The organism is Myxococcus sp. AB036A (assembly GCF_006547355.1).
Lineage (GTDB): Bacteria > Myxococcota > Myxococcia > Myxococcales > Myxococcaceae > Myxococcus > Myxococcus virescens.
Genome location: NZ_VHLC01000083.1, coordinates 1 through 15,793, shown reverse-complemented (window position 1 = coordinate 15,793; position 15,793 = coordinate 1). Strand labels below are relative to the sequence as shown.

Genomic DNA, 15,793 nt, shown 5'->3' with positions numbered 1-15,793 from the left:
CAGGCCCGTCAGGGTGCAAGCACCCGCCCCACCGCGTCCATCGGATTTCTCGCCGGGCCCGCGACACTGGGCGAACAGTCAGGGCACGCGCGCCGTGAAGCCTCAGCGCGGCGGCGGTACCAGCATCTCCACCGCCTCGCACAAATCCTCCATGGCGAAGGGCTTGTTGAGCACGCGCGCCGCGCCGAGCAGCTCCGCTTCCTGGTGGAGCTGCGCATCGCCGAAGGCGGTGATGAGGATGACGGGCGTCGTCCAGCCCTCGCGGCGCAGGCGGGCCAGCACCTCGATGCCCGAGAAGCCGGGCATGCGCACGTCGGTGACGATGAGGTCGGGGACCTGCGTCTGCTGCGCGAGCAGTCCGTCCACCAGCGCCTTGACCAGCCCCGGGCCGTCCGGTGCCTCCACGACGTCATACCCGCGCCGGGACAGCGCCCGCCGCAACAGGCTGCGCATCTCGGGTTGATCCTCCCCCAGGAGGATTCGCGGAGCGCTGCGGCGCGACACCCACTCACGCGTCGACAGCGGCCACTCCCGCACCTCGTCGCTGACCGCCGTGAATTCGTCTGGCCCCATCAATGGCTGCTCCTTGTGGTGTGGTGGGCACGCCCGGCACCTGGGCCCCTCCCTCGCTTCGGGACGGGGCGGCGCCGGGCGCCCAACGCATGAGCATCCGCCGTGCCACGCCGTGGCCCCGGAGCGTTGGCCCCTGCCCGCCCGCCAGCCGACCCGCGAGGGCCCGCTCGCCCCCCATGCCTGGGCCGCCAGGAGCCCCATCCCTGTCGCCCATATAAGGAGGCGCTCCGCTTCTGGGACCGGCGCGGCACACCCGGACAGCGCGCCGGCCTGGGGGCGGGACGCTCCTGACAGGTTCCACACCCGCTGTATGGCCCGCTGGCGCCCCAGAAACGGGGGCGGGGCACGTTGCCCCGGGGAGAAATGCCCCAAGCCGGGGCAGTTTGCCCCGGGATGATGGGGCACCTGGGGCACGCACGGACCGTGGCTCCGAGGCATTCCGAGGGCGAGGAGCGTTGGCCCGCCAACTGCAATGCATCCCAACATCGGTTCGGGCGCGGGGCTCACGCAAGAAACCCCATGGCGATGACCGCTGCTGACGTCGGGGGACAGTCGGCCGCAGGGCATCACCTTCCACCCCTCCAAGGTGGGACCTTTCTCGCGCAGGCCCCTCGCCTGGACCGGCATTTTCCCTCTCGATTGGAGAACGAACGATGGCCTGCTCGCTCCCCTCCCGCCGCTTCCTCAGTGCGCTGGTCCTTCTTCCCGCCGCCACGCTTGGCGCCTGTGGCCAAGCCATTGGCTCCGCGTCCGCGGCGTCGCCCGCTCCCACCGCCCACGTCGCCGCCGCTGTTCCGTCGCAGGCGGCGCCGCCCATCCAGAAGGCGCTCTTCAATCCGGCCGTGGCCGGAAGCCAGGGCGGCATCACCTCGCTGGCGCCGCTGGTGGACGCGGTGAAGGGCGCGGTGGTCAACGTGGAGGTGCGCGCGCGGCCCCGCAGGTCAGCCGCCATGCAGCGCCTGCCACCCGGCATCGCGGAGCGCTTCGGCCTGCCGCCCGGGTTCGGCGGCGAAGGCAACGGCCCGGCACGACAGGGCGCGGGCTCCGGCTTCATCATCGACGCCTCCGGCATCGTCCTCACCAACAACCACGTGGTGGAGGACGCCGACCAGGTGCGCGTGAAGCTGGATGACGGGCGTGCCTTCGACGCGGAGGTGATGGGCCGCGATCCGCTCACCGACGTGGCCCTGCTGAAGCTGAAGGGGGCGCCGGGCAACCTGCCGGCGGTGCCGCTGGGGGACTCGGACGCGCTGCGCGTGGGCGACGCCGTCATGGCCATTGGCAATCCCTTCGGCCTGGCGTCCAGCGTGAGCGCGGGCATCCTCTCCGCGCGGGCCCGCGACATCCAGGCGGGCCCCTATGACGAATTCCTCCAGACGGACGCCGCCATCAACCCCGGCAACTCTGGCGGGCCGCTCTTCAACATGCAGGGTGAGGTGGTGGGCATGAACACCGCCATCGTCGGCGGCGCCACGGGCATCGGCTTCGCGGTGCCCAGCAAGCTCATCCAGGCGCTGTTGCCGCAGCTCAAGGAGACGGGCGTGGTGCGTCGCGGCTGGCTGGGCCTGGCCGTACAGGACCTCACGCCGGACCTGGCGCGGGCGCTGGGCCTGGAAGCGATGAAGGGCGCGGTGGTGGCGGGCGTCAACCGCGGCAGCCCGGGCGAGCGCGCCGGTCTGCGCGAGGAGGACGTCATCACCTCCGTCAACGGCAAGCCGGTGGACTCCGCGGGCGGGCTGACGCGCGCCGTGGCCCTGCTCCAGCCCGACAGCCGCGTGAAGGTGGACCTGCTGCGCGGTGGCAAGGCGCAGTCGCTGGACGTCACCCTGGGCACGCGGCCCGCGCAGAATGGCGAGCAAGAGGTGCTTCCGCGCAACGCGTCCGCCTCCGCGCCGAGGCGGCTGGGCGTGCAGCTTTCGGACACGCGGGACGGCGGCGCGCAGGTGGTCGCCGTGGAGCCGGGCAGCCCCGCCGAGCGCGGGGGACTGGTGCCGGGCATGGTGCTGGTCCAGGTGGGCGACCACAAAATCGCCAGCGCGTCGGACGCCGCCCAGGCACTGACGGCCGCGAAGCCCGGCGCCGCGCTGCTCCTGCGCGTGCGCATGCCGGGTTCGGAGTCCACGCTGCTGCGCGCGGTGGAAGTCCCGGAGCGCTGAACACGGTGGTGGGAAACTGTGGACCCCCGGGATGGTACGTAGACGACCCCGGGGGTTCTGAAACCGGAGGACACCTGACGTAGAGTCCCCTCCGTGCCGCGATGCCAGACATGCGGACGGCGCTGGGAAGGCTCTCATGCGCCGTGCCCGCCAGGACCGCCTCCTCAGGGAGACACGCCCTCGCCGTCCCCTGTGCCCGCTGTTCCGGGCTACCAGGTGGACGGCGTCTTCGCGCGAGGAGGCTTCGGCGTGCTGCTGGGCGCCCAGCGCGAAGCGGACGGTCTGCGCGTGGCCATCAAGGTGGCCCGTGGGAGCAACTGGTTGGGCCGCGCCCAGCTCGCCCGTGAGTCAGAGGCCCTGCGCGTGCTCGGGCCGCCCACGGTGCCCGCGCTCTACGAGGCGGGCGCCCTGACGGGTGGCGCGCGCTTCCTGGCCATGGAGTACGTGCCGCTTCCCACCCTGGCGGACCGGCTGGCTCGCGCCGCGGGACCGCTGCCCCCCGACGAGCTGGCGCCTCGCGCGCTAGCCGTGGTGGACACGGTGGCCCAGGTCCACGCACACGGGCTCGCCCATTGCGACCTCAAGCCGGAGCACCTCTTCGTCGACGAAGCGACGGGCCGCGTGCGCGTCTTCGACTTCGGCCTGGTGCGGGGCGCCACCACGGAGAGCGCCTCGCAGCCCAGCGATGCCTCCACGCCCAGTGACGCGTCTGGCTTCGCCGGCACCGCGGAGTACATGGCTCCCGAGCAATGTGCGGGCAACGCGGACATCTCCACGCGCACGGACGTGTACGCGCTGGGCGTCCTCCTCTACGAGATGCTCACCGGACGGCCGCCCTTCTTCGGTCCCACTCCGGACGTGCTCCAGGCCCACCTGTCGCTGCGCCCGCCGCCCCCGTCCGACTTCGCGCCCGTGCCGCCCGCGGTGGAGGAGGTGGTGCTGCGCTGTCTGGCGAAGGAGCCCGCCCGCCGTCCGGAGAACGCCGCCGCGCTGGGCAGCGCGCTGCGCGAGGCCTTCGAGCACGCCCACCGCGCCACCGAGCCCGCGACGCCTCGGCCCGCGGCGCCGGGCGAGCCGCGCCCCGCGCAGGTGCGCCGCTCCGTCGCCATCCTGTTCCTCACCTCGCGCGCCAACCCCGTGTCGCTCCAGAAGGCCCTGGCCTCCTATGGCGGCCACCTCGCCTTCTCCGACGCCCAGCGCATCGCCGCCGTCTTCGACCCGGACGCGGGAGAGAACCCGGTGCGCCGCGCCATGCGCGCCGCGGAAGGATTGGCGGAGCGGGGCCTGTCGGCCAACGGCCTCGTGGACGTGTCCGCCGTCACCGTGCAGCGCCGCCCCACCGGCGCGCCGCGCTACCTGGGCGCCATCCTGTCCCGCGAGGACCGCTATCCCAGCGGGCCCGAGGCCCATGGCCTCCTGCTGTCTCCCGCCGCCGCCGAGGCCGTGCCCGAGGTGCCCTGCATGGAGGTGCCGGAGCTGCGGGGCCTGTTGCGCCCCGCGCCGCCGGGCGCCGCGCCTCGTCCGGACATCACCGTCCTCCAGCTCGGCAGCGAGGTGCTGGTGGGCCGCGAGGCGGAGCTGGCCGAGCTGCTGGAGAGCGCACGCTCCGCGGTGGGCGGCGCCACGCCCACCATCGTCACCGTCTTGAGCGAGCGCGGCCTGGGCAAGAGCCACCTGGCCGCAACCCTCGCCCGCCGTCTGCAACTGCTGCTGCCCCACGCGCGGGTGTACAGCTCGCGCTCCCGGGAGCCGGTGCAGGGCGACCCCGACGGCACCCTGCGCACGCTGCTGCGGTGCGCCCTCAACGCCTTCGAGCGCGACGACACGGACACCGAGCAGCAGACACGCGCCGCCATCCTCCAGCGCCTGGGCCCCACGCTGGGCACCGAGCTGTGGCCCGGCGTGGCCGCCACGCTGGGTTGGTACACGCCCGGTGGTCCGGAGCTCCAGAGCTGGGCCGCCGCGCCCGGTGCGCTTCGCTCGCTGGCCATGCGCGCCGCCGGTGAGCTGCTGGCCGCCAATGCCCGCGAGCGTCCGCTGTGCCTCGTCCTGGACGACGCGCACTTCGCGGAGGAGACGGCGCTGGACGCGCTGGAGTACGCCTGCCTCGCCGAGGCCAGTGTCCCGTTGTGGGTGTGCGTGCTGGCGCGCCCGGGCTTCGAGAAGAGCCGTCCCACCTGGGGCACTCGCGCCGCGAAGCAGGCCACGTTGTCCCTGCCGGTGCTGGCGGCCGACCAGGCGCAGTCGCTGTGCCGCCTGCTGCTCAAGCCAGTGGAGAACGTGCCGGCGCAAGCGGTGGAGCGCATCGTCGAGCGCGCGCAGTACGTCCCCCTCTACCTGGTGGAGCTGGTGCGCGGCCTCAAGCGCCAGGGCCTGGTGCGCCAGCGCGCGCCGGGAGGGAGCTGGTACCTCGTCACAGACGGGCTGGAGAAGGTGCCCGAGCTGCGGCTGGTGGAGTGGCTGGCGGACCGCGAGCTGGGCGCGCTGCCGCCATCACTGGCCGCACACGCGCGCCTGTGCGCGATGCTGGGCACGGACTTCACCGCGGCCACCGCCGAAGGCGTGGTGCGCGAGCTGGAGCGCGAAGGCGCCGCGGGCGGCTTCCCCCTGGACGCGGGCCACGCCACCAAGCGGCTCCTGGACTCCGGCCTGCTGGTGTCCCACCGCAACGATGGGTTGAGCTTCCGCAACGAGCTGCTGCGCGAGGCGGTGGCCTCCACCCTGCCCGCCGCCGAGCGCGAGCACGTCCACCACGCCGCCTACCGCTACTTCCTCAGCGCGGCCGGCGCCGGTGAGCGCCAGCGCCTGCCTCGCCTGGCCCTGCACGCGGCCGCCGCCGGGCGCCGCGACGAGGCCGCCGCGCTCTCCATCGACCTGGCCGAGTCCGCCCGGGGCCGCCACGCGTTCCTCGACGCCGAGGCCATGTACACGCGGGCGCTGGAGCTGCTGGAGCCCACCGACGAGCTGCGCTGCCTCACCGCGCTGCGCGGCCGGGGCCTGATGCGCATCCGCATAGGCCGGTATGACGACTCGCTGGCGGACTTCGCCGCGGCCCGCGAGCGTGCCCGCCGGCTGGGCCACACGCGCACGGAAGTGGAGCTGCTGCTGGACGAGGCCATGGCGCTGGACTGGGTGAACGACTACACGCGCAGCGAGGCCCGCGCGTTGGAGGCCCAGCAACTGGCGGCCACCGTGGCCTCACCCTACGTGCAGGCGCGGCTGCTGCTGGCGCTGGGACGCGCCCAGTTCCGCAAGGGTGAGTGGCAGGAGGCGCGCATGCCCCTGGAGGCCGCCGCCGAGCGCGCGCGCCGCCTGGGCGACGCGGGCTATGAGACGCAGGTGGTGGCGCAGCTGCTGCTGGCCGTCATCCTTCCCAACCTGGGCGACATCGACGAGACGGAGCACGTGCTCACCGAGGTCATCACCGCCTGCACCGAGCGCGGTGACCACTTCCACCTGGGCAGCGCCATCAACAACCGGCGCAACTTGTGGGTGGCGCGCAAGGAGCTGACGCGGGCGCTGAAGGACCAGGAGCGCTTCATGCACCTGGGCCGCGAGCTGGGCATGGTGGGCTGGGAGTACTTCGCCGAGCACAACCTCGGTGAGCTGCACTACCAGGCCGGCGACGCCGACGCCGCGGCGCCCCACATCGCTCGCGCCATTGCGTTGGAGCGACGGCACCCGGAGGTGGCGTCACGCCCGTGGGCCCTGCTGCTCCAGGCGCGAGCCCTGGCCTGGATGGGCCGGCACACCCGTGCCCGCGAGGTGCTGGCCCAGGTACGGCACGTGATGGCGGAAGGCCCGCCGGGCGTGGAGCTGAGCCCGTCCGAGGAGGTCCTCTTCTCCATGGTGGAGCTGGCCACCCGCGACGCCGCCCCCGAGGCGTGGTGGTCCCTGCGCGAGCGCTCCGCGCAGGTGTCCGTGGAGCAGGAGCCGCTGGAGGTCCTGGAGATGATGGGGCTGGCGGCGCTGCGCCGGGGCGACCGGGAAGAGGCCGCGCGCGTGCTGCGCGAGGCCCTGGAGCGCGCACGACACGTGCCCAACCTCATGGAGGGCCGCATCCGCCGCTCCCTGGAGAAAGTGCTCGAGTCTTCGTCGGCTACGTGAGGCCGAAGGCCATCAGCGCGGCGATGAGCACGCCCGCCAGCGACTCGCCCGCGATGGCGCCCGCCGCCAGCGTGGACGTGTCCCGGTCCGCCGCCTGGGGCCAGCGCCAACGCGCCGCCGCCAGTCCCAGCGCGCCCAGGCACAGCGTCACCGCGTAGTAGGCCGGCAGGATGAAGCCGATGCCCAACGCCACCGGCAGCGGCAGCCAACGCGCCGCCCGGCCACGGGACACAAAAGTGAGCAGCGCGCCCACGCCCACGGCCACGCAGGCCGCCAGCGCCGCGTGAGGCGGCAGCCCGTCCAGCCCTCGCACCGCCACCTCCGCCACCGCGCGGAACTGGTGGGCGAAGGGCGCGGGCAGTGCCTCCGAGCCCAGGCCGTGCGTCCTGGACAGCAGCAGGTACACCGGCACGCCCACCACCGAGCCCGCCAGCACGCCCACGAGCTGCGCGGCGAGCTGGTGGCGCGCGGAGGCCCCCAGCAGGTGCCCCGCCTTGAGCGACCACATGCTGACGCCCGTCTGCGCGGCCGCGCCTGACACCACGGCGCCCGCGGCGACGTTGGGCGCCATGGCCCCCGGCAGCAGCGCGCCGAAGATGACCTGCGTCACCTGCCCCATCTGCGTCACGGGGGACACGTCCACCTGGCCGGCGCCGCGCGCGCACACCGCGCACAGGGGCAGCACCAGCACCAGCGCCAGCAGCATGTACGGCACGCTGAGGCCGAACAGCGCCGAGCCCACCACCACCGCCAGCACGCACGCCGCCAGGCCCGCGCCCAGCGCCCAGGACGGCACCGCCGCGCCCCGCCCCAAGCTGCTCACGTCACGCGCCGCGCTCAGGAAGTCGCGCGCCTGCGCCAACAGCGCCGCCAGGGCCGAGCCCACCATCAGCCCCACGCCCGGCCACGTGAGCCAGGCGGAGAGCGTCTCGTAGCGCGTGTCCGCCAGCACACCCGCGCCCGCGAGCCCCGGCGCCAGCACGCCCCACGCCACCACCGCGCCCGCCAGCATGCTCAGGCCCAGGCGCGGCCCCGTCATCATGCCAATGGCCAGCAGCATGGGGCTCCACCCCACGCCCCACGTCAGCGACGCGGCGGGAAGGCCCGCCAGCGTGCCGGGCAGCGCCGTCATCCCAGGCAGCCATTTGAACGCATCCCGCGCGGCGGTGACCGCCACCGCCGCCACGCCCGCGCCCGCCAGCAGCCGTCCACGGCCCGCGCGGACCGTGTCGCCCGTGGACGCGTGCATCGCGGTAATCAGCTCCGCGGTGGCGATGCCGGTGGGAAACGGCAGGGCCTCCTGGGCCACCAGCCGACGCCGCAACAGGTGCGCGGCGAGCACGCCCAACACCCCCAGCGCCACGCTCCACACCGCCACACCCCAGCCCGGGACGGAGGTGCCCAGCAGCGTCAGCGCTGGCAACGCGCCCAAGAGGCCCGCCGCCGCCGGCATGGCACCCACGGCCGCCGCCGCCGTCTGCGTGAGGTTGTTCTCCAACGGCGTATAGGGCACGCCGCGCCTGCGGGACACCGAGGCCAGGGCGCTGAAGCCCAGCACCGCGGCGGTGACGGAGCCGCTCTCCCACCAGCCCGTCTTCAGCCCCATGTACACATTGGTGATGGCCAGCAGCCCACCAATGAGCAGGCCCATGCCCAGCGCGCGCGTCGTCAACTCCAGCGCCGCGGGGCGCTCCGTCACCAGGGACAGGGAGGGCGCGGGCGCGACCTCCGAAGGGTCCTTTCCAGAGAGGCCACTCACCGGGTGGCTCATCGCCCCGCCTCGGCGGAGCGGCCCACGAGCTCGCGCAACTGCATCAGGTCCAGCGGCTTGGCAATCTTGGCGTTGGGCACGTCACGCAGGAACGACACCGTGCGCGGCGTGAAGGCGCCGCCCGTCATGAACACCATGCGTCCAGCCTGCTCCGGGGCGCAGCGGCCCAGCTCGTGGTACAGGTCCATGCCCGTCATCCCGGGCATCATCACATCACAGAGGATGAGGTCGAAACGGCCGCCGTCGCTCACCAGCCGCAGCGCGGCCTGGGCGCTGTTCGCGGTGGACACCTCGTGGTCCGCGGCCAGCGAGCGCTGGAGCGCCAGCGTCACGTTGGGCTCGTCATCCACCACCAGGATGCGCGCACGCGCGTTGGCCTGCATGGTGGCGGACAGGCGCGGCAACACCTCCAGCTCGCGCGTGGCGGCGCACAGCACCACGCGGAAGGTGCTGCCCCGGCCCGGCTCGCTCTCCGCCTGGATGGCGCCGCCCATGGATTCGATGATGCCGTGGCAGATGGACAGCCCCAGCCCCGTGCCCACGCCCACCGGCTTGGTGGTGAAGAACGGGTCGAAGATGCGGCCCAGCACCTCCTGCCCCATGCCCATGCCCGTGTCGCGGACCTCCACCACCACCCGGTCCTTCTCTCCGGCGCGGATGACCACGCGAATCTCGTGCTCCACGCCCGGCGTGCCCTCCTCCGGAATCGCCTGCGCCGCGTTGAGCAGCAGGTTGAGGAACACCTGGCACAGCCGCGACTCACTGGCCTCCACCGGCGCCACCGGCTCGAACTCCGTCACCAGCCGCGCCCGGTGGCGGATGACGTTGTCCGCCATCTTGCACGCCAGCTCCACCGCCCGGCGCACGTCCACCGGCATCAGCCGCGTCTCCTGCTCACCGCGCGCGAAGACCTTCAGGTCGCGGACGATGGTGGCGATGCGCTCCGCGCCTTCCGCTGTCTCACGCACCAACTGCTGCAACGACGCCACGGGCGCCGCGGGTGCCTGACTCTCCAGCCGCTCCAGCCCTTCGCGGATGAGGTGCAGGTTGACGAGCATGTAGGCCAGCGGGTTGTTGATTTCGTGCGCCACGCCCGCGCCCAGCGTGCCCACCGACGCCAGCCGATCCGCCACCACCAGGTGCGCCTGGAGCTGCTTCCGCTCCGTCGTGTCGCGGTGGACCATGATGTTGGCGATGGCGCGCCCCTCGCTGTCGCGCAGCGGTACGACGACGGACTCGCACCAGCAGGTGGTGCCGTCGTGGCGCTTGAACTCCAGCTCTCCGGACCAGCGCCCCTGCTTGTCCAGCGCGGTGAGAATCAGGCCGGTGAGCCGGTCGGGCTCATCCGGGTGCAGCACGCTGAAGAGCGTCTGGCCCAGCGCTTCCGACTTCTGCCGCCCGAACATGCGCTCGGCACTGGAGTTCCAGTCGATGATGCCGCCACCCAGGTCGGTAATCACCACGCCGTCGTAGATGCTCTCGAAGATGAGCGACTGGCGGTGCAGCTCCTGCTCGGCCAGCTTGCGCGCGGTGATGTCCATCACCGTGCCCGTCACCCGCGCCGGCGCGCCCGAGGCATCACACAGCACGTCACCCTTGCAGGAAATCCACCGCCAGCCGCTCCCCTGCGGCTCGATGCGGTACTCCACGTCCACCTGCGTCTTCTTCTCCAGCGCGGCGCCCAGCACCTCGCTCACGCGCGGCAGGTCCGCTGGGTGCACCACCTCCGACAGCTCCATGGCGCGGCCGGACAGCTTCCCCACGGGAAGCCCCAGCAGCCGGTCCACCTGCTCGCTCCACGTCACCCGGCCGCTCTGCGCGTTCCAGTCCCAGATACCCACACGCGCGGCGGTCAGCGCCTGGCGAAGCTGTTCCTCCCGCTGCTCCAGGACCTCGCGCTTGGAGAAGCGGAACACGGTGACGGTGCCGATCTGCAGCCGGTCCCCCTCCATCAACTCGGCGGTGCTGACGGGCACGCCGTTGAGCAGCGTCCCGTTGGTGGAGTCCAGGTCGGTGACGTGGCAGGCACCGTCGCCCGCACGAACGACGCGCGCGTGCTTGCGCGACACCCCGTGGTCGTCGATGCGCACGGTGACGTCGGAACCGCGGCCGATGATGTGCTCGCCCTGGTCCAGGCGGTAGGCCTTGCCGATGGCTGCCGGCGTGGTGGTGCTGATGAGGATGAGGCAGGCTCCCGTGGAGGACGGTGGCGCCAAGGCAAGGCCCGCGCACGTCGTGAGTTCATCCAACGTCGTCATGTCGCAGCCCCCCGACGCTCGCCCGAAGCCCCTGCTCTCCCGCCATCCCCGCGCTCTCTCTCCGTGCGAAGTGTCACGCCCCCTGAATCCCATCAGTGCCAGGGCCCCTCCGTCCAATCCCCCCCGACTCCAGGGCAGCAGACCTTCCGCCAGCGAACACCCCGCGGGACGCGCCCACGTCCTCCCCGATGGGTGGCCAACGCCCACACGCCGATGCCGCGGCGCGGCGGGAATTCAATCCGGCGTCAGAGCAGACTCCTGGGGGAAAGGTGTAAGGATGAGGCACCCCATGGCGGCGGACTCCGAGAGCACCTTTCGCATCCAGGCCCGAGCGGACCTGCATGCATCCGAGCGGGCCCAGAGCGAACCTTCCCGTGCGCAGCGAGGCCCGGGCACGCTGGCCGGGGAGTACGTCCTCAAGGCGCTGCTCGCCTCGGGCGGGCACGGCAGCGTGTACGAGGCGGAGCACCGCATCCTGGGCCGGCGGGCCGCGGTGAAGGTCCTCCACCCGCACCTTGCGGACCAGGGGGAGATGCTCAAGCGCTTCGTGCGCGAGGCGCGCGTGGTGAACCAGATTCGCCACCCCAACATCGTGGACGTATACGACTTCGGGCTGATGCCGGACGGCAGCCCCTACTACGTCATGGAGCTGCTCACCGGCCGCACGCTCAGCCAGGTGGTGCAGGAGCGCGGGCGGCTGTCGTCGACGCGCGCGCTCGCGTACCTGGAGCCCGTCTGCGGCGCGCTGGAGGCCGCGCACCGTGCGGGCGTCGTCCACCGCGACTTGAAGGCCAGCAACATCCTCGTCGTGGAGGAAGGTGAGCGCCCCCGGGTGAAGCTGCTGGACTTCGGCATCGCCAAGCTGCTGCACGCCGAGCCTTCGCAGGAAGGGCTCACCATCGCCGGCCAGCGGCTGGGCACCGCGCACGCCATGGCGCCCGAACAGTTCCGCGGCGGCCCCATTGGCCCGCACACGGACATCTACGCGCTGGGCGTGCTGCTGCATCAGCTCATCACCGGCCGCTATCCCTTCCAGTGCGAGGACCGGATGGAGCTGGAGCGGCTGCACCTGGAGGCGCCCGCGCCCCGGCCCAGCGCCATCGCCGCGGTGTCCCCGGCGGTGGACGCGGTGGTGCTGCGCTGCCTGGAGAAGGACGGCAGCCGCCGCTTCGGCAGCGTGACGGCCTTCCTTGCCGCGCTCAGCGAAGCGGCCGAGGAGCCCGTCCAGCCCACGCGCCGCACGCGGCTGGCGCTGGCCGTCCACGCCGAGGTCGTCCTCGCCGCCTCCGCCCAGGATGACGACGCCGTGTACGCGGTGCTCGCGGACGTGCTGGATGGGCTCGAGCAGGGCCTGCGCGGCGGCGGCTTCCTGCTAGCGCTCCAGTCCGGCACCTCCCTGCTGGCCGTGCACCCGCTGGACCACGGCGCCCCCAGCGCCGAGCGCACCGAGTACCTGCGCGAGGCGGAGCGCACGCTGCGGGTGCTCCAGGACATGGCGCAGAAGCTGGCGGACCCGGTGAACGCCCGCGTCCACCTCTGTGTCCACCTGGGCCAGGCGGAGACGCGCGGGGACTCCTCGGAGTCGGAAGTCGTGGGAGGCCCCGTCACCGACGTGGGCACCTGGCGCCTGCGCACCGCGGATGGCTTCGCGCTCACACCAGCGGCGTCGCTCGCACTGGAGTTCGACGAGAGCGACTAGCTGACGGAAAACACGTATCTGTTATCAGCTTGCGAGCAGGTGAGCGTGACGTCGTCGCCCATGACACAGACCAGGTGTCTCCGGGCAGACCCCCACCCGAATATTCCCGCCGGGCCATATTTTCTCACGGCTTGAACACCGTCACACTGGCTTCACCCATCAGCGACAGTGTTTCAGTTCGTGGGAGCTGGAACTGATGGCATCCGGGGAGCAGGAATTGCTCGCTCCCCGAAACGGGGGAAAGCCATGCGTCTCATGCCAGCGTTTCTGTCTGGATTCCGAATCAATCACGGCCTGAAATACCTGCGCCGGCCGCGTATCGCCGGAGGGCTGCTGGGGCTGGCGCTGGGATTCGGAGGCGGGGCATGTGGTCCAGCGGAGCTTGCGGGTGATACGTGGACGCTGTGCGAAGCCCACGGGTCGGCCGAATCAGGCAACGGATTGTCGACCAATGGCTTGTCAACCAATGGTCTTTCGACCAACGGACTGTCCACCAATGGCTTATCAACCAATGGGCTCTCCACGATTGGATTCTCCAACTGGTTCAACCAGGACCCCGCACGCGCCAATGAACTCATGCGTTACATCATCCGGTGCGCGGCGAAGGAGAATCAGCAGCACAAGTACACCAACCCGGTGACGGGGGTGAGGTACACCTGGGAAGGAGGCCTGGGCCTCGCGCTCAACTGGGCCACGGGCGCACCGGCGACTGCCCAGGAAGAAGAAATCGTCTCAGCCTGCCTGGCGGCCCATGTGAACAAGTTCGGGCTTCCCGTCGCCATCTCCGTGCTGGGCCGCAACGCGCGGGGCGGTGCCCTGCCGTACACGGAGCAGGAGCTGTCGACGTTCAGCGAGCGGGAGGCGTGCTTCTTCGGCAACCTCTTCGACGGCACCGGCGTCTTCGCCGCCACGGACCGCGGCTACCTGCGCGAGGACGAAAGCACCGTGCGCGCCTGCGGCCTGCCCTCGAGCCCCACCCACGCGGACTGCCTGCCCATCATCCACGCGGGCACCTGCGAGTCGCTCTGCCAACGCGCCGCCACGGCGGCCCTCCCCGTCGACCAGGACGCGGACAGGAAGAACCCGCCCCCCTCCGGCGAGCCGCCCTATTACGAAACCTGCACGTATAACGGACGGACCTTCCAGCCGCTCACGACGCGTCTGCAGCCACGCGACATCCACCGCTGTGGAGACGGCGTCTGTCAGCTCACGGAACGTTGCGGTGACGGCGTCGTGGCGGGAAGCTGCCAGGCGGACTGCGGCACGTGCCCCTACTGATGCAGCGGGTGCTCGGATGGAACACACTGCCTCCGTCCTGCGGCGCACGCTGTCACCATCCTTCCGTCCCTTGCCCCTGACCGCCATGACAGTGTTGACTACGCGGGTCTGTCGCGACTCGGGGATTTTCCACGAACAGACACCACACCGCTGGAGCCGGACGTGATGACGCTGCGAGCGAGGGTGATGCTGATGTCGGCGGTGGCACAGCGGCGCGGAACACTGCGGCGCGCCTTCGACACGCTCCAGGGCCCCACCGTGAATGGCGTGCGGCTTCGCGCGCCGCGGTCCTCCACACGGGAGGCGGCGCTGCTGGAGGAGACGGTCCGCGAACGGACCGCGGCGCTGGAGGCGGCCAACGTCAAGCTGTCCCGCAGCCTGGAGCAGCTGCGCGCCACCCAGGCGCAGCTGCTGTTCGCGGATCGGCTGATTGCGCTGGGCCGCATCGCCGCGGGCGTGGGACACGAAATCAACAACCCGCTGGCCTTCATCCTCAGCAACCTGGAATACATCCACCAGGAGCTGCAGCAGAAGGAGCACCTGTCCGAGCGGGACCGGCAGGAGGTGCTGGAGGCGCTGGCGGAGACGCGCGACGGCGCGGAGCGCATCCGCCTCATCGTCCGGGACCTGCAGACGCTGTCACGCGCGGAGGATGTGGGCACGGGTCCGTCGGACCTGGGCTCGGTGGTGCGCACGGCGGCGAAGATGGCCATGCACGAGCTGCGGCACCGCGCGCGACTGGTGGTGGAGTGTGAGGGCCTGCCGCCGGTCCAGGGCAACGGCGCGCGGCTGGGTCAGGTGTTCCTCAACCTGCTGCTCAACGCGGCGCAGTCCATCGTCCCCGGCGAGGTGGAGAAGAACGAGGTCCACATCGTCGCCTGCGAGTCGAAGGCCGGACGGGTGGCGGTGGAGGTACGCGACACTGGCTGCGGCATCTCCCCGGAGCATCGCGAGCGCATCTTCGACCCGTTCTTCACCACCAAGCCCCTGGGCGTGGGCACGGGCCTGGGGCTGGCGGTGTGCCATGGCATCGTGACGTCGCTGGGCGGCACCCTGACGGTGGAGAGCGCCCCGGAGCGGGGCAGCATCTTCCGCGTCACGTTGCCCGTGGCCGGCGCCTTCGCCCAGGCGCCTCGCGCTCCGCAGCAAGCGGACGCGGTGGCCTGAGCGACTCCGGCGCCAGGCTCGCGTCGTACGGCGTCATCCCCTGCATCGGCGGCGCGTAGAGGTGCAGGGACACCGCCCCGTGGCGGGACGCATTGTCGATGCGGTGGATGGTGTCCGGGAACTCCACCAGGAGGTCGCCCTCGCTCGCGCCCGCGATGACCTCGGGCACCAGCCGGTCCCCCGCCCACGCGAAGCGCGTCTCTCGCAGCCTGCCCCGCACCAACCAGGAGGCGCCCCCGGAGCCGCCATGGTCATGGACGCGGGACGCCTGCCCGGGGAGCCAGGAGACGAGCAGCAGCTCACACGCTGCCGTCCGGGCAATCGTCTGCCGCGTGTAGCCCGAGGGCTCGAAGCGCACCAGTTTGTCCAGCAGTCCCCAGTCGACCCTGCTGGAGCGCAGCCGCTCCACCAGCCATGCCATGGAGACGATGTCTTCTGTCCGTTCCGGCAATGGCCAGCCGAGCAGCGCCTGGGCCACCGCGCCGTGCTCACGCTGGTCGATGATGGGCTCGCGCATGGTGTTTCCCCCGCGTGTGCGACGGAGTGTGAGCACGGAACAAGCCCGTGCCCAGGGAGGAGGGCCGGGCATCCGGTCCCGGCGCTTGGACACCCGGCTGCCACCAGAGGATGCCAGCGAGCAGGTCAGGACCTACGATGGGTGCGTGCGAGCACTGGGGTGGTGGGATGTGGCCATCGTGGGGGGAGGCGCCAGCGGCACGCTGCTGGCCGTGCACCTCCTGAGGAGCGCGCGGGCGCCGCTCCACGTGGCCTTGGTGGAGCGGAG

At 72.0% G+C, this 15,793-nt stretch carries 10 protein-coding genes; 6 read left to right on the top strand and 4 right to left on the bottom strand.

The genetic code is table 11. The features are described 5' to 3' along the window. Positions 1–102: 102 nt before the first annotated feature. Positions 103–573, bottom strand: coding sequence for a response regulator (locus FL344_RS27865; RefSeq protein ID WP_020478154.1), 471 nt, complete (start codon positions 571–573; stop codon positions 103–105). Between the two features lie 653 nt (positions 574–1,226). Between FL344_RS27865 and FL344_RS27860 the strand changes: the two genes are divergently transcribed. Continuing rightward, positions 1,227–2,729, top strand: a complete 1,503-nt coding sequence (locus tag FL344_RS27860; RefSeq protein ID WP_141620664.1) for a Do family serine endopeptidase — start codon at positions 1,227–1,229, stop codon at positions 2,727–2,729. A gap of 93 nt (positions 2,730–2,822) precedes the next feature. After that, positions 2,823–6,836: a serine/threonine-protein kinase PknK gene (locus FL344_RS27855; RefSeq protein ID WP_141620663.1), complete on the top strand. Its 4,014-nt coding sequence runs from the start codon at positions 2,823–2,825 to the stop codon at positions 6,834–6,836. Here the strand turns inward: FL344_RS27855 and FL344_RS27850 are convergent. Both FL344_RS27850 and FL344_RS27845 read right to left on the bottom strand, forming a co-directional pair. Further along, on the bottom strand, positions 6,829–8,607 hold the full coding sequence (locus FL344_RS27850) for an OPT family oligopeptide transporter (RefSeq protein ID WP_141620662.1): 1,779 nt from the start codon (positions 8,605–8,607) through the stop codon (positions 6,829–6,831). The two genes, FL344_RS27855 and FL344_RS27850, sit on opposite strands and share 8 nt — an antisense overlap. Further along, a complete protein-coding gene (locus FL344_RS27845) occupies positions 8,604–10,865 on the bottom strand; it encodes a PAS domain S-box protein (RefSeq protein ID WP_194858194.1) in 2,262 nt (753 codons plus the stop codon). Before FL344_RS27845 ends, FL344_RS27850 begins: the two co-directional genes overlap by 4 nt. 289 nt (positions 10,866–11,154) lie before the next feature. On the opposite strand from FL344_RS27845, the gene FL344_RS27840 reads away from it, so the two are divergent. The 3 genes from FL344_RS27840 to FL344_RS27830 all read left to right on the top strand — a co-directional run bounded on the left by FL344_RS27840 (position 11,155) and on the right by FL344_RS27830 (position 15,009). Then, positions 11,155–12,564 carry a serine/threonine-protein kinase gene (locus FL344_RS27840; RefSeq protein ID WP_141588308.1) on the top strand — a complete coding sequence of 470 codons (1,410 nt, stop codon included), beginning with the start codon at positions 11,155–11,157 and terminating at the stop codon, positions 12,562–12,564. Between the two features lie 576 nt (positions 12,565–13,140). Beyond that, positions 13,141–13,842, top strand: a complete 702-nt coding sequence (locus tag FL344_RS27835; protein WP_228557556.1) for a hypothetical protein — start codon at positions 13,141–13,143, stop codon at positions 13,840–13,842. A gap of 165 nt (positions 13,843–14,007) precedes the next feature. Next, a complete protein-coding gene (locus FL344_RS27830) occupies positions 14,008–15,009 on the top strand; it encodes a sensor histidine kinase (RefSeq protein ID WP_141588343.1) in 1,002 nt (333 codons plus the stop codon). Here the strand turns inward: FL344_RS27830 and FL344_RS27825 are convergent. Beyond that, entirely contained in the window at positions 14,939–15,526 is a 588-nt protein-coding gene (locus FL344_RS27825; RefSeq protein ID WP_141620661.1) for a cysteine dioxygenase family protein, read from the bottom strand. The two genes, FL344_RS27830 and FL344_RS27825, sit on opposite strands and share 71 nt — an antisense overlap. Here FL344_RS27825 and FL344_RS27820 point away from each other — a divergent pair. Then, a partial coding sequence (locus FL344_RS27820; protein ID WP_368667453.1) for an FAD/NAD(P)-binding protein occupies positions 15,429–15,793 on the top strand: 365 nt, incomplete at its 3' end. The genes FL344_RS27825 and FL344_RS27820 overlap by 98 nt on opposite strands.